Genomic DNA, 25,069 nt, shown 5'->3' with positions numbered 1-25,069 from the left:
ACTGTTTGAAAACTGAACTATTATCTCTAATATTGCACTATTATCAATGCAGTGATAATAGTGCAATACATCTTGAAAATACACTCACAATGAATGATATAATATCCATAATTGGTGTATCTGCGGAATTGGTTCCGATAGAACGAAGTAAGCAGAAAGGCCTAAATGCTGATATGATTTTGCGATTCCTTTATTATACTGCAAATTTCAAAGACCAAGACCTATGTGTCATTCAGGCAAAGAATAAAGATGAATCCATCACTCCCTCACAATACAAAAGAATTACCCAACAAATAGAAACAGTTGTTGGTATGCCTGTTGCTGTTTTGTTGGATTCACCGGCTTACTACGAACGGGAGCGTTTGATAGATCAGGGAGTATATTTTATAGTTTCGGATAAATACGCCTTCTTACCATCTTTGATCGTAAATACCCGGGCAAGGAAAGTGAAAAAAGCAACAAAATTGATTCCTGCCGCGCAATATATCTTGTTGTATTATCTTTTATCAGAAAAGAAAGAATTTACAATCAAAGAATTGGAGCGAACAACACTGTACAATTATGTGGCAATGGCACGTGCGGTTTCAAACCTTGAAGATTGTAAATTGTGTTATTCAATAACCGATCACACAAGAACCAAATACATTCGATTCGAAGAATCCAGAAAGGAATTATGGAAAAAGTCACAGAAATATTTGTCATCGCCTGTTAAAAAAGTTGTTTACTGTGATTTTATGCCAGTAGGTAATTTCAGTATTAGCGGGGTAAATGCATTGTCTCAATACACACACCTAAATCCCGAACAGTACGGAACCTGGGCTATATGGGAAAAATACTTTTCCACTGAGGGTGGTCAATACAACGGAATAGAAGGGATATATAAAATCGAAGTATGGAATTACCCTACTTTTATGCCTTCTCATCCAGACAACAAAATAGTTGATAAGCTCTCGTTGTTTCTGTCGATGAAAGATGATCCGGACTCTCGGATTGAAAAAGAGTTAGAAATTATGATAGAAGAAATGAAATGGTAAAAGGATTAGAGAAATTTAAAGAATACTTCGCCGGGTTTGAAGATCATTACGTGATTATTGGGGGCACAGCCTGTGATATTGCATTGCGTGACACAGGGATGCGCCCCCGGGCAACTGACGATATCGACATGATTCTGATAATCGAAAAGATGACCCCTGACTTTGGACAACGCTTTTGGGATTTTATTGTAGCTGGTGAATACCAAACCCGTCAACGGAAACGGGGAGATAAAGAGCCGGTAACAGAACTGTTCCGGTTTATTGATCCACTGGAGGGTTTTCCGGTACAAATAGAATTATTGTCAAAGTATCCTGATATATTGACAGAACCGAATGGATTTTACTTAACCCCGATACCTATTGGAGACGAGGTCCCAAGTCTTTCGGCCATCTTGCTGGATGAAGAGTATTACTATCATACCATTGAAAACAGTATTGTAAGCGAAGGTATTCGGTTAGCTAATCCATTATCGCTTCTTTGTTTGAAAGCAATAGCGTTTTTGAACCTAACAGAAGAAAAGAAAACCAATCCAGCAGTTCGAAGCGGCGATATCAAAAAGCATCGGGACGATGTTTTCAAATTATTAGCCATGCGCATTGATCCGTTTACAACTGTTGAACTATCCCCAACGATTAAAGCGTGCCTTGAAAATTTTATTGTCGCGATAGAGCAATCCCTACCTAATCAGTCTTTGCAGGACAGTTTGCAAAGGACTGACGCTGATATCCGGGGGTTCATCGGCATTATGAAAGAAATATTTGCAATAGAATAGTCATGAGGATTCAATACGCATCGGACTTACATTTGGAATTTTCAGCTAATTCCAGTTATCTGAAACAAAATCCATTGAACCCGTTAGGTGATATACTGATCCTTGCGGGCGACATTGGTTATTTGAACGACGACAATTACAGCAAGCATCCGTTTTGGAATTGGGCTTCAGATAATTACCAACAAGTAATCGTAGGAGTAGGGAATCATGAACTATACAAGTATTACGATTTAGCCAAAATACCTCATGGTTTGGTCTGTGCCATAAGAGATAATGTGAAATGTTATTATAATGCGGTTGTTCAGATCGAAAATATCGATTTTATTGTTTCGACTTTATGGGCAAAAATCCCCTTGGAGGAAGCGTATTTAACCGAACAGGGAGTGAGTGATTTTCACCGGATTTTGTATAACGAAGAAACATTGACATGGGATGATTTCAATCGTGAACACGACAAATGTTTTCATTTCCTTCAGGAAGAAGTATCTAAAAGTGTGGCAGAACACATCATTGTTGTCACCCATCATGTTCCTTCATTTCAATTAAGTTCGCCTGATTATGCAGGGAGCAAAATAAATGGGGCCTTTACAGTTGAATTGGAACAATACATCGAAAACAGTCCCGTGGAATATTGGATATACGGGCATTCGCATCGGAATGTAAACAAGGTGATCGGGCGAACCAAATGTGTTAGTAATCAGTTAGGCTATGTTTTCCATAATGAACACCACACATTTGATTCACAGAAGACAATAGAGGTGAGGTAAACGACAATTGCTAAAGAGGCAATCATTTTACTTTAGCAATTACATCAGCTTGGATAATATCGTCGTTTCCAATAACAAACTGCTGATGCCGTCCACCGTTCTTTTCAAAAAGCTCCACAACCAACTTTTTGTCATCCGGAATTGTAAACTTGTTCATTACAAAAACAGTCCGTTCCGAAGACCTACCCTGTATTTTAGTTACAAAATGGGAAGCCCGGACAGGTTCGATTACCGTTTCCTGGATGGCTGTTCGTTTGGCAACCTTTTTATCGACAATTTTCCACCGGATAAAATTCACATCAAACGAAACATTAGATAAGTTTTTGATCTCTGTATGAAAGTATAACATATCATTATGGATAAAAATTCCCTTCAAAAGGAATTGAATACCAAACCGTTTACTTTCAATGTTTTTGATCTCTTTTTTGTTCTTTTTATAGATGGATTTCATTGCCAGGTTAACTACTTTTGGAGATTCATTGGCAAGTTCCGAGAGGTAAATGTCCATCGAGTTATTGGGTCGGTTAACGGTTGACCCATCATGGATAAAGTCTTTCATTTCGATATTGAGCTTTTGCGGTTCATTGGCATATTTCACATTGAACGAGTAGAAACTGCCTTCATCGGTGATAACCGAAAAATTGGTTTCATTTTCAAAACCATTAACTGCTGCTTTAATCCGAACCACATTCTCGGCAGCTTCAGCTTTTCCGGCAATTAGGTTAGCTGATCCTAAATCAATATACTTTACTGCAGTCGGAAATATAACGTGAACTGTTTTATCAAATGTCACTTCCAGATTGTAAGGTGGGATAATCCTGTCATTGGAGATTTCTTTTGAGATCACATTGTTTTGATTTTCAGAGGACAAATTGTTTTGTGCCTTTATCGAAGTTGAAGCTGCCACAAAAGCGGCTATCAGCAATAATTGTTTCATATTATTTGAATTTATGGATTTGTGGATGAATGTTTATTTATTCCCGGGCAACAGGAGTACTTTGTACCCGGCTTTTAAATTGACTTTTACCTCGCGTAGCTTTTTGGCCATATATTGAGAAGTTCCCTGGATGGCGCTTCGGCCAAGATCGGCAATCAGTTGCTGGCTGGCATTGCTTGTCAGGCTGATGCTTGTTCCGGCGCTTGTTCCCATATTGGCAACGATTTCTTTGGCTGCATTAACTGTGCCTGTATTCGGAATATAAATTCCTCGCTGCCCATCGGTATCATAAACAGTCAGTTCAACAGGCAAAATCAGCCCATCATATTCCAATGAATTAACAGTAATACCCATCCGTTCTCCTTGAATCCGGGCAGTACCTGAGATAATGGCATTTGAAGGAACAATGGAATTCCCGACCTGTAATTGTTCTGTTAGCCGCAGACGTACACTTTGCCCGTCAACAATAGTCTGATCGTTGTGGACACATGCCGCAATCGTATTCTTTAAATCCGATTTGAGCTTTTCATCCGAAACAGTATAAAATCCGTTATTAGTTTCCTGAATAGGCACTTTTGATTCGGCATGAACTTGGCTAATTCCAGCATCCTGCTGAAGACTTGAAACAATGCGCTCACTAACCTGGCTAACCGGCATAATATTGGGTTTAGTTGTCGCTTTTGAAGGCTGTTCGACTGTTGATTGAAGCGACGTTTGGCCTTGCATCTGCGGAATATATTTAGCTGCCATCTGGTAGGATTTTTCCATAACCGCCATTTGTTCATCCACATTGCTTTTTCTGTTTTCTTTTTCAGCCAGCTTTACTTTGAGTTCTTCCAGTTCTTTAGCCAATCGTTCTTTTTCCGGGTCTTCTTTGGGGCTTTCGTAAAACGATCCCAAAGTCCGGTTGATGTCTCGATATGCAGTTACTGATTTTTGAATGGAAGATTCGGTTCTGGAACCGGTTTTTGGAGTAATGTGATTTGACGTTGTTTTCTGAAACGTCTTTTGCTTATTGTCTGTCAGCGACAAAACACTTTCCTGATTACCCTTTTCTTTTCCCAGGATAGTTGCAAAATCCTGTAAAGAGCGCATTTTTTCGGTTCGCTTTTCTTTCAACTGTTCATCCTCATAAGCGGCTTTCTTGTCGCCAATAATAGTTTGCGCTTTGGGTGCCGGAAGATTGGTGTTCAAACCCTGACTTGCTTCAGTTTTTGTTTTCTTATCTGCTGATGGTGCAAAAATCAGCCATATACATGCAGTAAATACAACAAACATTAAAGCAAAGACGGCATACTTTTTCATCGTTTGTTTCTGCGCTGAAGAAAGTGCCTGTTTCTCTTCGGTAATTTGATTTTCATTCATATTCCAAATGTTTTGATGGTTTTATAATGCTGTCAGTAGTAACTTCTAAGTGGTGTGAGCCGGATTCTTTAATTACCTGATGGATTTTGTTTGTCTGCTGATCATTCCTCCAAATGGTGTAAAAAGAGCTGGCTGTCATGTAAAATGAGACAATTCCAAAAGTGGAACACAAACACAAAATCGTGATCATTCGTTTTTGAGGTGAGAGATTGTTGCACCCTTTCTGCAAACGGAAACGAACCTGTTCTATCAGGCCGCTGGCAAGTTGTTTAAACTTTTTCATGGATTCGGTTTTGGAATTAACGGTCAGTAATCCGAAGGTCCCGGTTTTCGACAACCTCAAAGTTTTCCATGATAAACCCGTGCGGGTTGTTATCTGAGCGAACTGAATTAATAAGGATGCACCGGGAGACCAGGCTTCGTTCAGTGATATTACTCTCCCGTATGATCATTTGCCGGGCGTAAGCAGCCACTTGGTAAGGATAATGATCGAAGTTGCATACCACGCTGTCCACTGCAATGGTCTGGTTGATATTCCCTGAGATGATCCGGTTGTAATACCCTTTTTCTGTCAGGTCTTTGTAATAGGCAAAAGCACTTTTATCTACCAGGAACAATGCCCGCTGGATATTGCTCTCGATGGCATCCTTGTCTGGAGATAGGGTAAAAAACAGTTCATGGAACCGCTTTACATGGTCACGCGCTTCTACCGGACGGTTTTGGGATAAATCCTGGGAAAGGGCAAGCAGCAAAGATTTGCCACCGTCCAACACATAGATTTTCTGCCGCTGCGCTTCAGCAAAACTATACGAATACCAGAGTGCATAACATACAATTATCGCACAAAGGATGACAAATACCATAGCGAAGAACCGTATCTGTCGGAATGAAGATTCGATATTTTTTAATGATTTAAATTCCATTTTTCGATATTTTTATTTTCCCATTAATCTGCCAGTAATGTTTCCGGTTGCTGCACCTGCAGCACCGCTGACAACTGAGCTACCTTTGCTAGCGGTTGAGTTGACATTACGTCCGAAGCTACCCATTCCCCCGGCCTGAATAATCCAGTTGGCAACAGTTGGTATGGTAAAGTATCCGATGATCCCAATAATCATGAAAATGATATACACTGAGTTGGAAGCATCAATTGAATAATCAGGGTTGTTATGAAGTTCTGTAATGTCATTTTGGAGCATCAAAACCTGTATCTTAGCCAGTATCGAACTAAAAACATCCGACACCGGCAGCCACAGATACACGCTGATATAGCGTGTGATCCACTGTGTCATGGTTGACTGGAACCCGTCATATACCGAAATGGCAAAAGCAATAGGCCCCAGGATAGACAAAACGATCAAAAAGAATGTCCGTAAGGTGTCAATTACCAGAGCCGCTGCCTGAAAAAGTAATTCCAACAGTTCACGAAACCAGTCACGAATAGACTTTTTCAGATCATACATACTCCGTTCCACATACATTCCGGTCATGGTGGTCAAATCACTCGGAGACCAACCCAATTCTTCCAACTGACGGTCAAACTCCTGGTTCGAAACTAAGTAAGCAGTTTCCGGGTTTCGCATCATGGCTTCATATTCGAGTTGATCCTTTTGCTGCCGGTATTGGTTCATGTCGAACGTCTGTGATTCCAGCATCTGGTGCGTTCCTTTTACCACTGGCGACAACACTGCATTAATTGTCCCCAAAACAAACGTTGGAAAAAGCAGGATGCAAAGTCCGATGGCAAAAGGCCGCAACATCGGGTACACATCAATGGGTTCAGCACGGGATAAAGCTTGCCATACACGTGAAGCCACATAAAACAGGGCGCCAAGCCCGGCAATGCCTTTGGCTATACCGGTCATGTTGCTGCATAACGGCATCATTTCGGTGTAGAGACTGCGAAGGATCTGATGGAGGTTGTCAAAATCAACAGCAAGGAGTATCATGCTAATTCATCTTTGAGATTATTACCAATAACGCTCATCAGCATTTCCGTATAAAGCCATAATCCGGTCGCTGTCACCGACTTTCTTAGCTCTCAGATAGGCAACCGAAATGTTCTTTCGGGTATAGTAAGCAACCATATCCCGATGCTTTTTTAACCGGTCATACACTTTGGCAACAATGTCCATCCGTTCACTGTCAGTCATCGAAAGCCCGTTGACGTTGACCACATCTTTGAGTTCCAAAAGCATATCGGCAGATTCTTGCAAAAGTTTGGTATATCCGAAGGCAATCGCAGTCAGTTCTTCAATCCGGAAGTGAGGATCGGCCAGCATCTTCTGAAAATTAGTAACGTAGATGTCGGAAATCTCACCAACCAATAAAATGGTGTTCTGAACTTTTTTTGCATCTTTTACCAAGTTATTTACTGCTTTTAATTTGTCGTAGTATTCTTTCCCCTGGGTATAGACTTTCTGAACTTCCTTGAAATTGTTCAGCATATTGGAGGCCGTCGAAGATGTTTGAATGACCTCGTTGGCTGTATTGACAATACTTTGCACCAGGTTGGTTGGATCGGTGACAATCCATTGGGCTTTTGACGGCAAACCGCATAAAGCAATCAGAACCGTCATCCATATAATTTTTGTTCTCATTTTGTTGATTTTAAGTTTCATAAATCTGATTTCTTTTTGATTCAGCCAGTTGTTTGATGGCCAGTTCCATATTCCCGTCCAGCTTTTCAGCAAGGTTATTCAGTTCCAGTTTTTCGGTTTCTTCGGTGGTGTAGGTGTAATACTCCTCCAGCGAAACTTCAGTAGCGTAAACAGCCGATTGAACTCCTCCCAATCCGATCCAAACTTCTTTATACCGGCGCGAGGGGTGGTTGTCCATATTGATAGAGAGGATTTGAGCCTTTTCCTTTTCGGTCAACCCCAGCAAATTCTGGATGCTGTCGAACTTGTTCATGTATTTGCGCTGATCAAGCAGGATTTTGCAATCGGAATTGTTGATGATACTTTCCTTAACCACAGGACTGGAAATAATGTCATCAACTTCTTGCGTAACTACGATAGCTTCTCCATAATATTTACGCACTGTTTTATACATATATTTCAGGTATTCAGCCATGTTTGCCGAAGCAATGGCCTTCCACGCTTCTTCAATTATAAGCTGTTTTCGGACACCTTTTAAGCGGCGCATCTTGTTGATGAATGCCTCCATGATGATGATGGTCACAACCGGAAAAAGCTCCTTGTTTTCTTTGATCGAGTCAATTTCGAATACAATAAACCGCTTGGATAGCAGGTCTATATCCTTGTCGGAGTTCAGCAGAAAATCATAGCGTCCGCCTCTGTAATACTGACTGAGCGTAGTCAGTAAATTGTCTATATTGAAATCCATCTTCTTTACCTTGATTTCTCTCCGGTTCAATTCCTGTCGGTAATCATCCCGCATAAACTCATAAAAGGTATTAAAACATGGTGTTACGCTTTTGTCTGCCTTTATCTTCTTGATATATGCATTTACTGCGCTACCCAGCTCACCACTTTCAGTCTTTGAGGTTTTGTCATCTTCGCTTTTCCAGAGTGTCAAAAGCAACGTTTTGATGCTGTCCTTTTTTTCGACATCAAACTGGTAGTCATCCGTATAAAAAGGGTTGAACGAGATGGGATTGTCTTCGGTATAAGTAAAATAGATGCCATCTTCGCCCTTGGTTTTTCTGTTAATCAGGGTACAAAGTCCCTGATAAGAGTTTCCGGTATCTACCAACAATACGTGTGTTCCCTGCTCATAATATTGTCTAACCATGTGGTTCATAAAGAAGGACTTGCCACTGCCACTGGGTCCAAGTACAAACTTGTTGCGGTTTGTGGTAATTCCTTTTTTCATCGGCAGGTCGGAAATATCCACATGCAAAGGTTTTCCTGTCAGGCGGTCTACCATTTTGATTCCAAAAGGACTAAGGGAGGACCGGTAATTGGTTTCTTCTGTAAACAGGCATAAGGCTTGCTCAATAAATGTATAGAAACTTTCTTCTGACGGAAAATCTCCTGCATTGCCGGGAATTCCTGCCCAGTAAAGGGTGGGCGTATCAATCGTATTGTGTCGTGGCTTACATTCCATCAAAGCCAATTGGCTACCAACATCGTTTTTGATCCGCTTAAGTTGTTCATGATCTTCTGACCATGCGATCACATTGCAATGGCACCGTACAGAAGTCAGTCCAAACGAATGGGCCGCATTCAAGTACTGTTCGATCCATTGTTTGTTGATCTGGTTGGCGCGGCTATACCTCGAAAGCGAGTGCATATTGCGGGCCTGCTTTTCAAACCGTTTCAGGTTCTCCGTATGGTCATCAATGAAAATATACTGGTTGTAAATGTGGTTACAGGAAAGCAAAACACCAACAGGTGATGCAAACGATAAACGGCAATCACTCCGATCTGTGGATAGCTTTTCGTAACGCCCATCGGTTTGGAACTTGGAAGGCAAATCGTCCAGATCAGAGAGTGTATGCAAGCAGAGCAGCTTGTCCCCAATCCTCATTTCCGCAGGTGATATGGCCATATCCTGTAAACAGGTGACATCTTCCTGTGAAAGGGCAAAGTACTTTTCGATGATACCGGCATGTTCATTTGTTCCAACGATTTCATCCGTTGTCAGGCGAGCCAGTTTTACAAAGCCGCTGTCGTTTACAATCCGTTCAAACTGGCTAACTGCTTCCACAAATTTTACGGCAGTTTCCTTATCCTGAATTTCTTTTGGCACGATAAAACCACGACACAGGGTGGAAAAATTACTTTGCTTCCGGCTATGTTCTTTGGTCGTTTTGGTCAGGAACAGGTAACAGGTATGGTTCAGGAATGGACGTTCATTAAAATGACGTTCAAATGATCTTGACAAAAAGCTTAACTCATCTTTTTGTACATCAGGCTCGTAGTTTTCCTGGATAAACCAATCCTGTTTATTGACGATGGAAAAGTCAGGTAAAACCTTAATTGCCTTTAGCCATGTCGAATGAATAGCTTCATATTCAGTAGAAGTAACTGTAAACAGTTCCGGCAAAATGACTTTAAACCCAACTGTAATTTCTGCATCCTTACTAATGATACAATCGTGTTCAACCGACAGCAACGGGAACTTACTTTCCAGGGTTGCGCTTTTAAGAATGTTCCTCATACTGTTATGGATTTAGATCGTGTAAACAAACGGCAGATCGCCTTTCTGCTAATAATATATTTGGGGTGATTACGGCGGGCCTGTACTTTCATCAGGCCGTATTCGCCGTATTTGGCATTCAGTGAAAAAGTCATCCACACCACAGTGGATGCAGCACAAATGCCAAAGCCGATGCAAATCCATTGGCCGATACCCGCCATATACATCACCACAAAAACAACAAAAACAGAAAGTAAACCACCTGCAAAAATGAACAGGTATTGAGATTTCAATCCTTTGAACTCGGCAGATTTCCCGATACCCTTGTTAACCGGATATTCTGACATGACTGGCAATTTTACAGGAAGAATGAACGCAGGATCGTAGCAGCCACAATCAGGAAAATACAAGCCCCGAACCAGGAAGCTGCCGTCTTCCCGGTATCCGGGTCTCCGGAACTAAACTTCGAATACACTTTCACACCACCAATAAGCCCAATAACGGCGCCAATGGCATAAATCAATTTGGTTGCAGGATCAAAATACGAGGTTACCATACTGGTAGCTTCTACAATCCCTGCAGATCCGTCACCCTGGGCATAAACGCCATAAGCTGTCATGGCAATTGCCATCGAAAGAAAGAATCTCTTTTTAATCATCGTTTTTTTGAATTTGGCCGTGATCACTTTTTTCGGTTTGATTTTTTTCCCTATAAAATGATCAGGGCAGGTTAATACTATTTGAACTATTCAACTTAAAAATCCAGTGATGTCCGGTTGGCCCGGCTTTTCATTTCCAGTCTTTCCGGTTTTGCTTTCAACTTCATTTACATGAAGGCTGATCAGGCTTTTGATCCGCTCCGCCTTTTCGGGGCTGATCGCTGCCAACTGGCTTATGCAATCCGTATCCTGAAGCCGGTAAATTACCTTCGCAACTTGCCTGTCATTTCCCGACGGAAGATTCACTTCATTAACCGTTTGCTCCAGTTCTTCGAATGTAAAACCGCTGGCCAAATCCGGTTCGTTACCCATCAGTTGCCTAAGTTCTTCAGCTTCTTCTTCCGGGTCAATTTCAGCTTCTTCGTTTTCTTCTTCATGTTGAAGCGGAACTGAAATATCCATCAGCCCGGGATCAGTTTCTTGAGCAAAACTATCTGCATTTTGATGCGGACTAACTGTCTCACAGGTTTTGGCAGCAATAGGCACAGCTTGTCGCTGAAAACTCAGGACAACACGGCTTTGACCGATAATCTCTTTTTCATCGACCTTGGACCGGAATAAAACCGAGGTTGGTTTTTGCTTTTTTATTGGTTTTGGAAAAGCAATCCGGTAAAGCAGGTAAAGCGCGAGAAGCATTACCAAAACGAGGATGGTTTTCATTCTATCAGATCCCTTCTGTCTTTTTTGTACAGTTCGTTGATTTCTTCTTTGTGGGCTTCCAGGTGTTGCAGCAGTACATTGTCAATGTAACCTCCAACGGATACATCTTTATCAGCTATTACCCTGACAATCTCGGAGATGGTAGCATGTATGCGTTGGCTGATATACACGCATTGCCTTGTTTTGATCTCATTCTTTTGAAGGAACGTTGCACTGTAACCAACTGCTGTTCGTTTTCTTTTCGAATCCTTTTGCTCCTTTGTTTTTCCCGGTTCATTTTCCTGAATGGATTGCTCAACGGGCTGGATTTGGGCAACATCTTTTTCTTTGATGGATGAAAGCAGCAACAATTCGTCGATGCCTTCAACTTTATTTTTATTGGTTGCCATGGTTTTCCAGTTTTATCGTTTGACATATCTCATTGGCTAGTTCTTCAATGTTGCTGCCTTTGAGTAGGGTTTTGTCTGCCGGTAGCAGAGTGGAACGAAATACCGACTTACGCTGGTCAGAAACTTCCCTGCGGAAACGTTTACTGTCCGGCAGAATGGTTTTCAGCATATTCAGGCGCAATTCGGCAATTACTTTTTCATAAGCTTTGTATAGTGGGGTTTTCTCTCGTCCGTCAACCATATTCCAGAATAGGTACAGCCCTTTGAGATTTCCTTTTTGGGGGACAATCAGGTTATCGTTGAGCATGGTGGCATATTGCAGGGTGCTTTCCAGTACAACCCTGTCAGCACTGACCGGGGTAAAGACATAATCCATTGAAGCCAATGTCAGGATTACACCTGGACTGTTTAAGGTTCCGGGCAAATCAAAAAAGATGATGTCGAAGTCTTTATCTGAGGTCTGCATCAGCTCTTCGGCCATGTCAATGGCTTTATCAGCAGTACATTCTTTGATTGGGTAGGCTTTGATTCCCAAGGTTGAGAATTGCCGGTAAGCCTGAAGCTTGAAATACTCATCTTTCATTACCAAATCGGTGTCGCGTTTGCGCATTTCCCCGATACTGTGCTGGGGATAATCGCAATCGACTATCCCAATGTGGTATCCTTTGGTGTAGTGTAGCTGGCTAGCCATTAATACGGTCAGTGCAGTTTTTCCCATTCCGCCTTTTTGCGTTGAGAAAGCAATAAATAAAGTTTCTTTTTTCATTTTGTTGCGTTTTTACTTAAATAGATATTGAGTGATTTATATCTGTAATCCCTTGTTTTATTGATGATTCAACGGTTTTCTTAATCGGTGATTTGCTGGTTTGAGCCAACAGTTCCATACGACAGTACTGATGTACAACAATACGACAGTAAGTCAGTACATCATTAGTTTGGTAAGTCGTTGCTTCCCTGAATAACCCTTTCAATGTATCTCTGAATATTTGTTTTATTACCGATTTGTTTCTTTATCAATTCACTTTTCTGATGAACTACCGATGTGTTTATATGCAGCATCAATTATTCACAAATTCGATTTTCGCGCAAGAAACAGGGAAAAACAGCAGTAAAATTCAGGTCGGATATCAATGGCTTTAGTTGGCAGCGATTTGGAACCGGTTGACTACCTATCTGATTGGAAGGATGTTTCAAACACCCCGTAACTTTACCCCATGATTAGAAAGTCAATGCTCATATTGCCGAAAGTCAATGGCAATGCGGCAGAATCCGACTGTTAAGGGAGGATTTATTTGCTTCGGGCAAATAGCAAGTTGTGTTTTGAGGACCTCAAAACGTTTTCAGTGCCTGAAAACAACTTGCCCCTTGCCGGGGAAAAACGCTTCCGAAGTCAGCGTTTTTTAAACCATTTCCGATTAACAATTGGCTTGCAGCATCACATGTTCCAATAAAACAAGAGACGTTATGACAGTAGAAAAAAGAAATCCAAGAGCCGGAGGGCGTAAACCCAAGACTGATCCCTGCCGGAACAGGTATTCGTTCAATCTGAACGATACAGATAATGCCCGGTTCCTGTCCCTGTTTGATGCGTCGGGACTGAAAAATAAATCGCATTTTATCTCGGCCTGTGTTTTCAATGAGCGTTTGAAAGTGGTCAAAATCGACAAAGCAGCGATGGATTATTACATGCGGTTAACCACTTTTCATTCGCAGTTCCGCAGCATCGGGACCAATTATAATCAGGTTACAAAAGCGATTAAGACCGCTTTTACGGACAAAAAAGCCCTGGCTTTTCTATATAAACTGGAAAAAGCTACACTGGAATTGGTGGAAATCAACAAACAAATCATCCAGCTAACCCATGAATTTGAACAGCGATGGTTACAAAAATAAGTTCTGGTAGTTCGCTTTACGGGGTACTGGCATATAATCAGATTAAAGTGGATGACCAAAAGGCTTCGGTACTTTTTACCAACCGTATGATTGAACCGCAGGACGGAACCTATGATTTGAGTATCTGTATGCGCTCATTTGAAGCGTATTTGCTGGCAAACATCAAGACAGAAAAGCCGATACTGCATATTTCCATTAATCCCGATCCTAAAGATATTTTGACTGATGATCAGTTATCCTCCATTGCGCAGGAATACATGCAGAAAATGGGATACGGTGACCAGCCTTTTATCGTGTACAAACATGAAGACATTGACCGCAAACATATCCATGTTGTATCCTTGCGTGTGGATGAAACAGGGAAAAGCATCAAAGACAGCTTCGAGCACCGGCGTTCGATGACTGCTTGCCGAGAGTTGGAGCAAAAATATGGACTTGTTCCGGCAGACCAAAAACAACGACAGGAAAGCGCTGCACTGAAAGCGGTTGACTATGAGAAAGGTGATATAAAACACCAGGTTGCCAATGTTATCCGGCCTGTTGCTCAGGAGTATCACTTCCTGAGTTTGAAAGAATTCAAAGCCCTGCTTTCTTTTTATAATGTTCATGTAGAGGAAGTACGTGGCGAGATAAAAGGAAAGCCATACCGGGGATTGGTTTATTCTGCGTTGAATGACCATGGCGAAAAAGTTGGAAATCCCTTCAAATCTTCTCTTTTCGGAAAGTCTGTCGGTATCGAGTCACTTGAAAAACGAATTGAGAAATCGGTTGAGATCATCAAACAGAAAGGACTGAAAGAGCGCAGTAAAAGATTTATTACTTCTGCACTAAAATCACATCCCGACCGGATCAGCTTTGAAAAAGAACTGACAAAAAACGGAATCAGTGTTTTGTTCCGGGAGAATGAAAACGGGCGCATCTATGGGGTAACATTTATCGACCATGAGCAAAAAGTGGTGTTTAATGGTTCGCGACTGGGGAAAGAGTTTTCTGCCAATGTATTTAACGAACGTTTTGGAGGCGATCTAGCAACAAGTAAGAATTACAAAGCGGATTTAAATACGCTTCCAGACAAAGAACACCAAACAGCAAAGTCAGAAAATAGTCCTTCATCTCGTGGCTGGATTGAAGATAGGATTGAATCAGCAGGTAGTTTGTTTTCAATCTTTTTACCGGAGTCCGACGGTCATACTGGTGATAACCATCCGATAGGCCGAAGACGGAAGAAGAAAAAACGGAGGTTTGGAAGACAGTTATAATTGATATATAGCTAGATATGTTTTTGTCGGTTTATATTTCTGAGTCTGTCTGTACTCTAAATACATATAAGCCTTCAAAAATAAACCAGGTGATTCATAAGCTGACAATACATTTTTTTCTTGATAAAAGTGTATTTAAGTAACACTTTTATCAAGATAAGTTAAAATGGCTTTCCAAAATATTCTCTGGTCACTAACTGCCAATTTTGTGACACAAGCAGCCATCTCTTGTGTTAACTGCACAATCTGACAAATTACCCTCTACGTTCGCATATTAACCGATTAAAAAACAGTCATTATGCAACAGGAAGATGATTTAAGGGGATTGGCTAGGGTCATGGAGTTTATGCGGGCTATCAGTATATTATTTGTGCTGATCAACATTTACTGGTTCTGCTACCAGTCCATCAAGGAATGGAATATTTATATCGGAGTAGTGGATAGAATCTTGTTGAATTTTCAGCGGACAACCGGATTGTTTTCCTCCATTGTCTGGACTAAGATTTTTGCCATAGTGTTTCTTGCTTTATCCTGTTTGGGAACCAAAGGCGTAAAAGAAGAAAAGATAATCTGGGTAAAAATTTGGGCATGTTTGTTTTTCGGGTTTATCTTTTTCTTTTTGAACTGGTGGTTACTGCATTTGCCATTTCCACTGGTGTTCAATACTGCATTGTACGTTGCCACGATGACAATCGGCTATATTTCTTTGCTGGTTGGGGGTCTATGGATGTCTCGACTTCTGAAAAACAACCTGATGGACGATGTTTTCAATACTGAAAACGAATCGTTTATGCAGGAAATCAGGCTGATTGAAAACGAATATTCCGTCAACTTGCCAACTCGTTTTTACTATCAAAAGAAATGGAATAATGGCTGGATTAATGTGGTGAACCCGTTCCGGGCAAGTATTGTGCTTGGAACACCCGGTTCCGGAAAGTCCTATGCAGTGGTGAATAATTACATCAAACAACATATATTCAAAGGGTTTTCAATGTATATCTACGATTTTAAATTTGATGATTTGAGCACCATTGCTTACAATACATTGCTAAAAAACGTCGACAAGTATAAAGTTCCACCGAAATTCTATGTAATTAACTTCGACAACCCACGCAAAAGCCATCGTTGTAACCCGATTAACCCAACGTTTATGACGGACATTTCAGATGCCTACGAGTCGGCCTATACCATCATGCTGAACCTAAACCGGACCTGGATTCAGAAACAGGGCGATTTTTTTGTCGAATCACCGATTATCCTTTTGGCAGCTATTATCTGGTACCTGAAAATCTACAAAAAAGGTAAATACTGCACCTTTCCACATGCCATTGAGTTTTTGAACCGCAGGTACGCTGATATATTCCCAATTCTGACTTCATACTCTGAATTGGAAAATTATTTAAGCCCTTTTATGGATGCTTGGGAAGGTGGAGCACAGGATCAATTACAGGGACAGATTGCCAGTGCAAAGATTCCGCTTTCAAGGATGATTTCACCGCAACTCTATTGGGTGATGACAGGCGATGATTTTACGCTGGACATTAATAACCCGGAAGAACCGAAAATCCTTTGCGTTGGCAATAATCCTGACCGTCAGAATATCTATTCTGCTGCATTGGGATTGTATAATTCGAGAATAGTCAGGCTGATCAACAAAAAAGGAAGACTGAAAAGTTCGGTTATCATTGATGAACTTCCGACAATTTATTTTCGGGGACTTGACAACCTGATTGCCACGGCACGTTCCAACAAGGTAGCCGTTTGTCTGGGGTTTCAGGATTTCTCGCAGTTAACAAGGGACTACGGCGATAAAGAAGCTAAAGTGGTAATGAATACAGTCGGAAATATCTTCAGTGGCCAGGTTGTTGGTGAAACGGCCAAAACATTGTCGGAACGCTTCGGAAAAGTGTTGCAGAAACGCCAGTCGATGACCATTAACCAACGGGAGAAATCAACATCTATCAGTACCCAAATGGACAGTCTTATTCCACAATCCAAAATTAGTAACCTGACTCAAGGAATATTTGTTGGCGCTGTTTCCGACAATTTTAATGAACATATCGAGCAGAAAATTTTCCATGCTGAAATCGTTGTGGACAACATTTCTGTTTCTGCGGAAGCCAAATCGTATAAACTAATTCCTGAAATAGTTAATTTTATAGATGACAAAGGCAACGACATCATGCAATCTGAAATTGATTTGAATTACCAACAGGTAAAAAAGGATGTGCTTGATATTGTGAAAGATGAATTGGAGCGGATTGGCAGGGATGAAAAATTAATGCATTTGGTAAAAAGGAAATAGAACTTTCTTTTCAGTTTCCTCTTGTCGAAGGGCAAATAAGACCATCCCGATTTTTATTAGACTATACTTGCTTCTTGAAAGAAACAAATTTCGATTTCTGAAAGGGTATAAACAAATGGCGCTATAAATATTGACTTGCCATCGATTGAAACCGTGAAATTTATATTGGTTAGCTTTATTTATTCACAAGATCATTTTGTCTGAAAATAAAATGGGGCTATACTTAATTTGTATGCTTTGGGATAGTAAAGTAAAAAATGGTTTCTTGTCCTTCTTTTGTTTTGAGCCATATATTTTCACCCATCAATTCTACCAGATTTTTTGTAATTGCTAACCCTAGCCCATTTCCGCCATATTTGCGTGTTCTTTCATCTTCAACCTGCCTAAATCGTTCAAATATTTTATCGTGATATTCTAGAGGAATACCGATTCCAGTATCTTTGACATAGAACTCAACCATCTCTCCGGAAAGCTGATAACCAATCTCAATTCCACCCTTGGCGGTAAACTTTATGGCATTACTGATTAAGTTATTAATTATTTGGCGGAGCCTGTCCGGATCGACAAAAATAGAAATGTCTCTAGCATCAGGAATGTTGGCTTCAAAATCAAGACCTTTTATTCCGGATTGATAAGTTATCTGATTCTTAATATTTGAAATGAAGTCATAGACATTCACCGGTTTACTATAGATTTTCAATTCACCTGCCTCCAATTTTGAAATATCCATAATATCACTGATAATGGTTAACAAGTTATTCCCGTTGGAGATGATGTGCTGAATAAATTCTCTTTTGTTATCCTCTTCAAAATCAGGATCAGCCAGTAACTCAGAGAACCCAATAATACTATTTAATGGTGTCCGGACTTCGTGAGACATATTGGCCAGGAAGGCCGACTTCAACCGGTCACTTTCTTCAGCTTTATTCTTGGCAATTATTAAATCGGCTTCTATTTTTTTACGTAAACTAATGTCCTCTTTTATAGCAATGTAATTGGTTATTGTCCCAGTTTCATCTTTAATCGATGTCATGGTAGCCCATTCCCAATACAATTCTCCGTTCTTTTTACGATTTAAGAACTCACCCCGCCAAACTTCGCCACTGGATATCGTATTCCAAAGCTGTTGGTAAAATTCCAAAGACATTTGACCTGATTTTAAAATGCTCGGTTTTTTTCCAATAACTTCTTCTGCGTCATAGCCGGTAATCTCAATAAATTTAGGATTGACATATTCAATTTGGCCTTGGGTGTCAGTAATTATAATTGTTGAAGGACTTTGTTCTATACTTTTCGAAAGCTTTCGGATTTGATTCCCTGCATTTTTGATTTCTGTAATCTCCCGACCAATTCCAACCAACCCGGTCATTCCTCCCTGATCATTAAAAATTGGAATTTTTGAAGTAAGCAACCAATGCTCATGCCCATTCTTATCAATAAATTTTTCTTCCCGGTTAATTATTGCTTCTCCTGTCTGAAAGATCGTTGAATCATCCGAGAATCCACGTTCACCAATTTCACCTTCAAAAAGTTCTAAATCGGTCTTTCCCAATACATCCGATTCATTGGAACGACCTATGTTCAAAACATCGGCAATGTTTGCAACCGTTTTTCGTCCAACCGTGTCTTTAACATAAATTGGATCCGGAATATTGTCTATGAGTGTCCGAAGTTGTAATATTCGGTCAAACTGACCACCCTGTGCCGATTTAAATTGGTTCTTCGTCACATTTGGGGACGGTTACCCATGCTGAGACAGTATCACTTTCCTGCGCAGTAGTTCAAAACTGGCTCTGCCATACATTTGGCGCTTGATACATTTTATTCTGTTCACATGTCCTTCGACAGTGCCGTTACTCCAAGGCAATCTTATTCCGTTTTCCACGGCTTTTATATCTCGGGATAAACCATAAGCGAATGATTTCAGTCCGGATAATTTTCGCTTCGATTTTTTAACAAAATCTATCCATCTCGATATGTTGCCACAACCTCGCTTGATCATGGTTCGAAATATCTGTACCAATTTTCTGACTATTTGAAGTTCCGGCAGGTAAGCAATTAATGTTTTCATACAGCTTCTTTCATCGGGATCTTCAATGTCTGAGATTGAACCCCCGATATATTTGGCTAATTTTCTGGAATCTAATGGTTTGACATATGGTGTTATTTTCTTTTGAACCTCAATGCTATCCAGGGTAGTAAGTCCATATTCCAGCTTCAATTTATTGATGTAAACGAAAGCCTGCGTGCGGCCACCATTATAACCAAGCCCAAGGATTTCTTCAAATATATCTTTCTTAATATAACCTTCCATATTTAACCGGGACAAAATATACCCAGAGTATAGAGCGATGTTGACAGACTTTGGGTGAATCCTTGGAGACAAGGTTTCTTGAATGAAATAAGAGCGTACCGTATTACGACTGATTTTTAAAATTGTTGAGATCCTTTTCAAAGGAGTTCCTTTCGATTGAAATTCTTTGACTTTGTTAAAGGTGTCTAATCTCTGATCGAGCTGGATCTCTTTAGTTTCTGAGGCAACTTGTACAGCAAGAAAGTTTGTAACATCTGTGCTGTTACATTGGCCTTCATTGGCAGATAATGATAATATTTCGTCTGTCTTTTCTGTTATTACCCGTCGTATTTCTTTTCTGACACTTTTAAAATATTTATCAAGGGCATCAGAAAGGTTCATTAGCAAGTGGAACCGATCAGCAACTTGAATTGCATCCGGACAAATTTCATTAATGGCTGAAGAATATGCTCCGGACCGATCCCTGGTGATAATTTTAACTGCTGGATATTTTTTAAGCCATTCTTTAAGGTTTGCACTATCTCGTGAAGATAAGAGATCAATTGGTCTGGATGTTTCCATATCGATCAGCACTGTTCCATAATTTACTCCTTTGCGAAAAGCCCAATCGTCAACGCCAAGGATGACGGGTTGTTTTATTGCTGGCAGTACTTGACTTAGTGCAATACGAGTGATGGTAGAACTACTCACAGGAAGATAAAGTAGCTTTGTTAGCTGACTTCCATGTTTTCCAGTTAGTTCAATTGACAATGAATCCAATAATTGCGATACCCGGATAGTCCTACGTGAGTATCTTTTTATATGAGAGGTCTGCTCAGAAAACACTTTACGGGGGCACGAAAAATTCCTGCACTTAAATTTTCTTGTCTTCAAGAAGAGTAATGTCGTATTTTGAAATACGGGCAGATCTGTTATTTTTCGGTGGTAATGATCATGAACAGAGCTGCTAGAATGGCCACAGATAGGGCATTGGGATCGACTGGACTTGATGGAAGCAAAAATGGTGATTTTGCCATTTTTTTGTTCAATGTCTTGAATAAAGAATCTGGGAAGGTTAACAAGGTGATTTATTCTCATAAGTAATTGATATTAAATTACTTGAAGATAATGAATACTTGCCGAATTATCAAGAAAATATGAATGTATTTATCTGATTATCAAATATATGTGCAAGTTTTTTGCGAATTTTTGTACATCCCCAAATGTGACGAAGAACCTTTAAATTGACCATGTGTTGCCGATTTAAATTGACCACCTAAAAGTGCCATCTAAAAACTACCTTTTTTCAATGTCGTAATTGATATTCAAAATTGTAAAAATTATTCTTTGTTGATACTCTTTTTCTTTCTCATTGATTCACCATGTAATTCGATGCGGTGAGCCTGATGGATAAGGCGGTCTAATACCGCGTCAGCAATGGTTTTTTCACCAATAATATCATACCATCCCTGAACCGGTATTTGTGAAGTAACGATAATAGAACCCTTATTGTGTCTGTCTTCGATGATTTCCAATAGTGTTATCCGGTTCTGACTATCGAGTGCCTGGAGTCCAAAATCATCGAGTATAATAACATCCTGCCTTTCTATTTTCGCTAGTTCCTTCAGATATGAGCCATCGGCTTTTGCCATTTTTAACTTGGAAAACAACTTCGATGTATTGAAGTAATTTACCCGGTAGCCCTGGATACATGCCTGATAACCCAGTGCCGTTGCCAAGTAACTTTTACCCACACCAGTACTTCCTGTGATTAAAACGTTCTCGTTCTTCTCTACGAACTCACACTCTCCAAGTCGTAAAATGAGGTTGCGTTCCAGGTTTCGTGATTGATCGAAAGTGATGCTTTCGATGTTTGATTTGTAATGGAACTTGGCATTTCTAATTAGTCTCTCTATTTTTCGGTTGTGACGTTCGTCCCATTCGGCATCAATAATCATGGATACAAACTGATCGATGGTGTAATGATCAGTTTTCCCGGTTTCAACAGCAGTTTTAAATGCACCATGCATTCCGGAGAGCTTCATTTGTCTCATTTTTGTCAACGTTGATTCATTCATAATGATTTGATTTTAAGTTTATTTGTAATAGTTCTTTCCCCGTATGTTGTTGTGTTCGGGCAATTCCGGATCTTCTGTCGTCTCATCCTTGATCATATCCAGGTTGTTTTCCAGGATGTTTTGTATGGCTTTAAAACTGTAGGTTCCAAAGTCAAGAGCGCGTTTACATGCATTAATAAGTCTTTGTTTACCAACCTTTTTCTCAAACGAAAGTATCCCCATACAACTTTTAAAAGCCTGCTCAGGATGGTTTCGGCTTTCAATGATTTTAAAGATATATTCCCCGGCAACTGGGTCAATACTGTTTGCCCAATTGATAAACCTGGGGGCAGTCCAGTCGGTTACAAATTGATGGGTGCTCGCTAAATGTTCGGGTACCGTTGTGTAGCTGTAAAGTGCGTAGTCCCGGGGATGGGTAGCCAACCGATTGTATTTAAAGTAAATCTCGACCGTTGTTCTGGTGTACATTACCTTCACCTTTTTGCGGATGTATTGGTACGGCACGCTATAAAAATGTTTGTCACAACTGAGCTGCACATGACCATTTTGCATGACCGTTGCCTGTGCCTGATACTTGATCTCAAAGCGTTGGATGGGCAGTGGCGACAGTTTATCCTTCTCAATGTCATTGTATAGTTCAAAACGTGTGTATGGACGACCAGTGAGCTTTCTGTTGTTGTGGGCATCCAACAGGTCTCCAATGCGATCGTTCAGTTCCGCAATGGAGAAAAACGTTTCGTCCTTCAGTACCGCATAAATCCTTCGGTATAGTATTTTAACAGCACCTTCAACTAATGATTTGTCCCGTGGTTTATAAGCTCTGGCTGGTAGAATAGTGGTTTCGTAATGTTCTGCCAGATCTGCCAGTGTTTCGTTGATGGTGGGCTCAAAACGGCTACTTTTTATCACCGCTGACTTAAGATTGTCCGGAACTATGGCTGCCGGAACGCCTTCGAAAAAGCGCATGGCATTCTCAACCGATACAACAAATTCTTCCTTCTTTTGGCTCGGCGTTGCTTCGGCATAGGTATATTGACTTGCCCCTAAAATGGCAACAAAAAACTCAACTTCGGTAATCTCTCCGGTGTCTTTATCCGTGATTGAAAGCTTTTTCCCGGCATAATCAACATACATCTTGTCGCCAGCCTTGTGGTTCATGTGCATCACCGGATTTACCTTCTTTCCCCACAGTTTGTAATACTCCCGGAACTGAGAGTTTTGATAGCCATCAGGATGCTTTTTGATGTATTCTTCCCACATCCCATAGGAGGTAACACCAACTTTTTTGAGTTCCCGTTCCATGTACGGGAAAAAGTCATAAAGCTTTTGCACCCGGGCGCTGATGGGTTCATCGGTTTGGTGAGAGAACAGCGTTTCAAGTTCAAGATCAGTCTTTTGATTGATCTGGTCAAGGGTTAGCCCTTGTACTTCAAAAAGGGAAATGTATTTTTTTACCGTGTTCCTCGATAAGGATAAGTATTGGCTTATAAACAGCTTACTTTTTCCACCGCAATGAAATTTAATTGCTTTTCTAATCTTACTCATGTCCGTTAATTTATTTGCCATAATCCGCTCATTTTTTGAACGAAAGTATGGGTAACGACATGAAAAAAAGTAAGCGTTTTAGGTGGTCAGTTTGCTCCGGCAAAGGGTGGTCAATTTGCGGGTTCTTCGTCACATTTGGGGAAAATACATGTGATTGAATATGGAATTAAATATCAGATAATCAACACATTAAATTGATATTTTCTTGATAATTAGACTGGTATTTTCTATCTTTAAGTAATTTAATAACAGTTACTTATGAAGATAACCGGCCTAATTTGCTTATCCAATTTTCGCATTAAGAATATAGAACATGATAATGATACAATCAAAATTTTTGCATCAATCAAGTCCAACAGATCCAAATGTCCTGATTGTGGTTTTCTCAGCAGTTCTGTTCATGATTTTTACCATCGAACGATATCTGATCTACCCGTATTTCAACACAATACCATACTCATTCTAAAGACACGGAAATTCAAATGCAAAGTTCCAACATGTCACCGCAAGGTATTTTCTGAACAGACGCCTCATATGATGCGATACGCCAGAAGAACTGCCAGAGCATCGCAAGTATTGGATTCTTTGTCAATTGAACTAACAGGAAAACTTGGAAGCATTCTATCTAAACAATTTTCAATTCCAGTTAGTCCTTCAACCGTCACCCGGATAGCCCTTAAACAGCAATTGCCAGAGATAAAGCAACCAAGAGTCCTTGGCATTGATGATTGGGCACACCGTAAGGGAGTGAGCTATGGAACAGTTTTGATTGACATGGAAACATCCAGACCAATTGACTTATTATCATCAAGAGAAAGTGCCGATTTAAAGGGATGGTTAGCCAAATATCCTGATGCCCAGATTGTGACCAGGGATCGGTCAGGTGCATATTCTTCGGCCATTAATGAAGTTTGTCCGGATGCAATTCAAATTGCTGATCGATTCCATTTATTAATGAATTTATCTGATGCCTTAGATAAATACTTCAAAAGTGTAAGCAAAGAAATAAGAAGAGTAATAACAGAAAAAACGAATGAAATATTACCTATGTCTGCCAATGCTGATCGATGTAATGATGAGTCGGTTAAAAGCTTCCTGTCCCAGCAAATTACAGCAGAACCTAAAGAAATCAAAGTTGATCAACGACTGGATACCTTCAAAAAAGTCAAAGAACTTCAATCAAACGGAACTCCACTGAAAAGAATTTCAAAAATCTTAAATATTAGTCGTAACACGGTTCGATCCTATTTCATTCAGGAAACCTTGTCACCCAGGATTCACCCAAGATCGATCAACATTGATTTATTTACCAGTTATATTTTGTCCCGACTAACTATGGAGGGATATAAAAAGAAGGATATATTCGATGAAATTGTTCAGCTTGGATATAACGGCGGCAGCACACAAGCATATTCTTACATCAACAAAATAAAGTTGGAGTATGGCCTTACCACATTAGATAACGCCGAGATTCAACAAAGAATGATCCCTTATATCAAACCTCTAAGCTCTAGAAAATTGGCCAAATATATTGGCGGATCTCTATCAGACATTGAAGACACTAACGAAAGAATCTGTATGAAAGCCCTAATTGACAATGTTCCTGAACTTCAAATTGTCAGGAGGTTAGTCCTGATTTTTCGAACTATGCTTAAAAGAAGAAGTGGTAACATTAAAAGATGGATTGGTTTCATAAAACGATCAAAACGAAAGTTATATGGCCTGAAAACATTTGCCAACGGCTTACTATTCGATATTAAGGCTGTTGAAAATGGCATACGTTTGCCTTGGAGCAATGGAGCCGTTGAAGGTCATGTGAACCGGATCAAGAGCATTAAGCGCCAAATGTATGGCAGGGCAGGTTTTGAACTGTTGCGAAGGAAGGTGATTCTATCTCAAACCGGATAATTATTCCCCAAATGTGACGAAGAACCAATTTGCGTCGGC

23 protein-coding genes are annotated in these 25,069 nt (G+C 40.3%); 7 read left to right on the top strand and 16 right to left on the bottom strand.

From position 1 onward, the window contains the following. The first annotated feature begins 89 nt into the window (after nucleotides 1-89). The 3 genes from AQPE_RS01330 to AQPE_RS01320 are packed head-to-tail and all read left to right on the top strand — an operon-like array spanning nucleotide 90 to nucleotide 2,574. Nucleotides 90-1,034, top strand: a complete 945-nt coding sequence (locus tag AQPE_RS01330) for a hypothetical protein (protein ID WP_318349238.1) — start codon at nucleotides 90-92, stop codon at nucleotides 1,032-1,034. Next, nucleotides 1,028-1,807 (top strand): hypothetical protein, encoded by a 780-nt coding sequence (locus AQPE_RS01325; RefSeq protein ID WP_318349237.1) that lies wholly within the window; start codon nucleotides 1,028-1,030, stop codon nucleotides 1,805-1,807. Before AQPE_RS01330 ends, AQPE_RS01325 begins: the two co-directional genes overlap by 7 nt. 2 nt (nucleotides 1,808-1,809) lie before the next feature. Further along, nucleotides 1,810-2,574 (top strand): metallophosphoesterase, encoded by a 765-nt coding sequence (locus tag AQPE_RS01320; protein WP_318349236.1) that lies wholly within the window; start codon nucleotides 1,810-1,812, stop codon nucleotides 2,572-2,574. 22 nt (nucleotides 2,575-2,596) lie between these two features. Here the strand turns inward: AQPE_RS01320 and traN are convergent, their stop codons facing one another. From traN to AQPE_RS01260, 12 genes are all read right to left on the bottom strand, one after another. Beyond that, entirely contained in the window at nucleotides 2,597-3,511 is a 915-nt protein-coding gene (gene traN, locus AQPE_RS01315) for a conjugative transposon protein TraN (protein ID WP_318349235.1), read from the bottom strand. A gap of 33 nt (nucleotides 3,512-3,544) precedes the next feature. Further along, on the bottom strand, nucleotides 3,545-4,876 hold the full coding sequence (gene traM, locus AQPE_RS01310) for a conjugative transposon protein TraM (RefSeq protein WP_318349234.1): 1,332 nt from the start codon (nucleotides 4,874-4,876) through the stop codon (nucleotides 3,545-3,547). Further along, a complete protein-coding gene (locus tag AQPE_RS01305; protein ID WP_318349233.1) occupies nucleotides 4,869-5,159 on the bottom strand; it encodes a TraL conjugative transposon family protein in 291 nt (96 codons plus the stop codon). The genes traM and AQPE_RS01305 overlap by 8 nt, the downstream gene beginning before the upstream one ends. A gap of 16 nt (nucleotides 5,160-5,175) precedes the next feature. Next, a complete protein-coding gene (traK, locus tag AQPE_RS01300) occupies nucleotides 5,176-5,799 on the bottom strand; it encodes a conjugative transposon protein TraK (RefSeq protein ID WP_318349232.1) in 624 nt (207 codons plus the stop codon). Nucleotides 5,800-5,811: 12 nt separating this feature from the next. Beyond that, entirely contained in the window at nucleotides 5,812-6,825 is a 1,014-nt protein-coding gene (gene traJ / locus AQPE_RS01295) for a conjugative transposon protein TraJ (RefSeq protein WP_318349231.1), read from the bottom strand. Between the two features lie 21 nt (nucleotides 6,826-6,846). Then, nucleotides 6,847-7,476: a DUF4141 domain-containing protein gene (locus AQPE_RS01290; protein ID WP_318349230.1), complete on the bottom strand. Its 630-nt coding sequence runs from the start codon at nucleotides 7,474-7,476 to the stop codon at nucleotides 6,847-6,849. A gap of 10 nt (nucleotides 7,477-7,486) precedes the next feature. Next, nucleotides 7,487-10,003 carry a TraG family conjugative transposon ATPase gene (locus tag AQPE_RS01285; RefSeq protein WP_318349229.1) on the bottom strand — a complete coding sequence of 839 codons (2,517 nt, stop codon included), beginning with the start codon at nucleotides 10,001-10,003 and terminating at the stop codon, nucleotides 7,487-7,489. Then, nucleotides 10,000-10,329, bottom strand: a complete 330-nt coding sequence (locus tag AQPE_RS01280; protein WP_318349228.1) for a DUF4133 domain-containing protein — start codon at nucleotides 10,327-10,329, stop codon at nucleotides 10,000-10,002. Before AQPE_RS01280 ends, AQPE_RS01285 begins: the two co-directional genes overlap by 4 nt. 11 nt (nucleotides 10,330-10,340) lie before the next feature. Further along, nucleotides 10,341-10,640, bottom strand: a complete 300-nt coding sequence (locus tag AQPE_RS01275; RefSeq protein ID WP_318349227.1) for a DUF4134 domain-containing protein — start codon at nucleotides 10,638-10,640, stop codon at nucleotides 10,341-10,343. 90 nt (nucleotides 10,641-10,730) lie between these two features. Then, nucleotides 10,731-11,360, bottom strand: a complete 630-nt coding sequence (locus tag AQPE_RS01270; RefSeq protein ID WP_318349226.1) for a hypothetical protein — start codon at nucleotides 11,358-11,360, stop codon at nucleotides 10,731-10,733. Next, nucleotides 11,357-11,749: a DUF3408 domain-containing protein gene (locus AQPE_RS01265; RefSeq protein WP_318349225.1), complete on the bottom strand. Its 393-nt coding sequence runs from the start codon at nucleotides 11,747-11,749 to the stop codon at nucleotides 11,357-11,359. The genes AQPE_RS01270 and AQPE_RS01265 overlap by 4 nt, the downstream gene beginning before the upstream one ends. Next, nucleotides 11,736-12,515, bottom strand: a complete 780-nt coding sequence (locus tag AQPE_RS01260; RefSeq protein ID WP_318349224.1) for a ParA family protein — start codon at nucleotides 12,513-12,515, stop codon at nucleotides 11,736-11,738. Before AQPE_RS01260 ends, AQPE_RS01265 begins: the two co-directional genes overlap by 14 nt. A gap of 698 nt (nucleotides 12,516-13,213) precedes the next feature. Here AQPE_RS01260 and mobA point away from each other — a divergent pair. From mobA to mobC, 3 genes are all read left to right on the top strand, one after another. After that, entirely contained in the window at nucleotides 13,214-13,642 is a 429-nt protein-coding gene (gene mobA / locus AQPE_RS01255) for a conjugal transfer protein MobA (RefSeq protein WP_318349223.1), read from the top strand. Beyond that, nucleotides 13,627-14,901 (top strand): conjugal transfer protein MobB, encoded by a 1,275-nt coding sequence (gene mobB / locus AQPE_RS01250; RefSeq protein WP_318349222.1) that lies wholly within the window; start codon nucleotides 13,627-13,629, stop codon nucleotides 14,899-14,901. Before mobA ends, mobB begins: the two co-directional genes overlap by 16 nt. A gap of 298 nt (nucleotides 14,902-15,199) precedes the next feature. Further along, entirely contained in the window at nucleotides 15,200-17,206 is a 2,007-nt protein-coding gene (mobC, locus tag AQPE_RS01245; RefSeq protein WP_449658193.1) for a conjugal transfer protein MobC, read from the top strand. A 223-nt stretch (nucleotides 17,207-17,429) separates the two neighbouring features. On the opposite strand, the gene AQPE_RS01240 is transcribed toward mobC, so the two are convergent. The 4 genes from AQPE_RS01240 to istA form a co-directional block, all read right to left on the bottom strand. Next, entirely contained in the window at nucleotides 17,430-18,935 is a 1,506-nt protein-coding gene (locus tag AQPE_RS01240; RefSeq protein ID WP_318349221.1) for a PAS domain-containing sensor histidine kinase, read from the bottom strand. Nucleotides 18,936-18,947: 12 nt separating this feature from the next. Next, complete coding sequence (locus AQPE_RS01235) at nucleotides 18,948-20,597, bottom strand: ISL3 family transposase (protein WP_318349220.1); 1,650 nt, start codon at nucleotides 20,595-20,597, stop codon at nucleotides 18,948-18,950. 242 nt (nucleotides 20,598-20,839) lie between these two features. Further along, entirely contained in the window at nucleotides 20,840-21,577 is a 738-nt protein-coding gene (gene istB / locus AQPE_RS01230; protein ID WP_318349219.1) for an IS21-like element helper ATPase IstB, read from the bottom strand. Nucleotides 21,578-21,595: 18 nt separating this feature from the next. After that, nucleotides 21,596-23,122: an IS21 family transposase gene (istA, locus tag AQPE_RS01225; protein ID WP_318349218.1), complete on the bottom strand. Its 1,527-nt coding sequence runs from the start codon at nucleotides 23,120-23,122 to the stop codon at nucleotides 21,596-21,598. Nucleotides 23,123-23,380: 258 nt separating this feature from the next. Between istA and AQPE_RS01220 the strand changes: the two genes are divergently transcribed. Then, complete coding sequence (locus AQPE_RS01220) at nucleotides 23,381-25,030, top strand: ISL3 family transposase (protein ID WP_318349124.1); 1,650 nt, start codon at nucleotides 23,381-23,383, stop codon at nucleotides 25,028-25,030. Nucleotides 25,031-25,069: the final 39 nt, after the last annotated feature.

It is taken from the genome of Aquipluma nitroreducens, assembly GCF_009689585.1.
Taxonomy (GTDB): Bacteria; Bacteroidota; Bacteroidia; order Bacteroidales; family Prolixibacteraceae; genus Aquipluma; species Aquipluma nitroreducens.
Note: the sequence above shows the minus strand (reverse complement) of the source record. Positions and strands in the feature narration are given on the sequence as shown.

Coding starts and splice junctions, on each gene's coding strand:
- AQPE_RS01285 (WP_318349229.1), bottom strand. CDS start 10,003: ATGAGGAACATTCTTAAAAGCGCAACCCTGGAAAGTAAGTTCCCGTTG.
- traJ (WP_318349231.1), bottom strand. CDS start 6,825: ATGATACTCCTTGCTGTTGATTTTGACAACCTCCATCAGATCCTTCGC.
- mobC (WP_449658193.1), top strand. CDS start 15,200: ATGCAACAGGAAGATGATTTAAGGGGATTGGCTAGGGTCATGGAGTTT.
- istA (WP_318349218.1), bottom strand. CDS start 23,122: ATGAGTAAGATTAGAAAAGCAATTAAATTTCATTGCGGTGGAAAAAGT.
- AQPE_RS01220 (WP_318349124.1), top strand. CDS start 23,381: ATGAAGATAACCGGCCTAATTTGCTTATCCAATTTTCGCATTAAGAAT.
- AQPE_RS01330 (WP_318349238.1), top strand. CDS start 90: ATGAATGATATAATATCCATAATTGGTGTATCTGCGGAATTGGTTCCG.
- AQPE_RS01270 (WP_318349226.1), bottom strand. CDS start 11,360: ATGAAAACCATCCTCGTTTTGGTAATGCTTCTCGCGCTTTACCTGCTT.
- AQPE_RS01280 (WP_318349228.1), bottom strand. CDS start 10,329: ATGTCAGAATATCCGGTTAACAAGGGTATCGGGAAATCTGCCGAGTTC.
- mobA (WP_318349223.1), top strand. CDS start 13,214: ATGACAGTAGAAAAAAGAAATCCAAGAGCCGGAGGGCGTAAACCCAAG.
- AQPE_RS01275 (WP_318349227.1), bottom strand. CDS start 10,640: ATGATTAAAAAGAGATTCTTTCTTTCGATGGCAATTGCCATGACAGCT.
- AQPE_RS01265 (WP_318349225.1), bottom strand. CDS start 11,749: ATGGCAACCAATAAAAATAAAGTTGAAGGCATCGACGAATTGTTGCTG.
- AQPE_RS01290 (WP_318349230.1), bottom strand. CDS start 7,476: ATGAGAACAAAAATTATATGGATGACGGTTCTGATTGCTTTATGCGGT.
- AQPE_RS01260 (WP_318349224.1), bottom strand. CDS start 12,515: ATGAAAAAAGAAACTTTATTTATTGCTTTCTCAACGCAAAAAGGCGGA.
- traK (WP_318349232.1), bottom strand. CDS start 5,799: ATGGAATTTAAATCATTAAAAAATATCGAATCTTCATTCCGACAGATA.
- AQPE_RS01320 (WP_318349236.1), top strand. CDS start 1,810: ATGAGGATTCAATACGCATCGGACTTACATTTGGAATTTTCAGCTAAT.
- istB (WP_318349219.1), bottom strand. CDS start 21,577: ATGAATGAATCAACGTTGACAAAAATGAGACAAATGAAGCTCTCCGGA.
- traN (WP_318349235.1), bottom strand. CDS start 3,511: ATGAAACAATTATTGCTGATAGCCGCTTTTGTGGCAGCTTCAACTTCG.
- AQPE_RS01325 (WP_318349237.1), top strand. CDS start 1,028: ATGGTAAAAGGATTAGAGAAATTTAAAGAATACTTCGCCGGGTTTGAA.
- AQPE_RS01305 (WP_318349233.1), bottom strand. CDS start 5,159: ATGAAAAAGTTTAAACAACTTGCCAGCGGCCTGATAGAACAGGTTCGT.
- mobB (WP_318349222.1), top strand. CDS start 13,627: ATGGTTACAAAAATAAGTTCTGGTAGTTCGCTTTACGGGGTACTGGCA.
- traM (WP_318349234.1), bottom strand. CDS start 4,876: ATGAATGAAAATCAAATTACCGAAGAGAAACAGGCACTTTCTTCAGCG.
- AQPE_RS01235 (WP_318349220.1), bottom strand. CDS start 20,597: ATGAGAATAAATCACCTTGTTAACCTTCCCAGATTCTTTATTCAAGAC.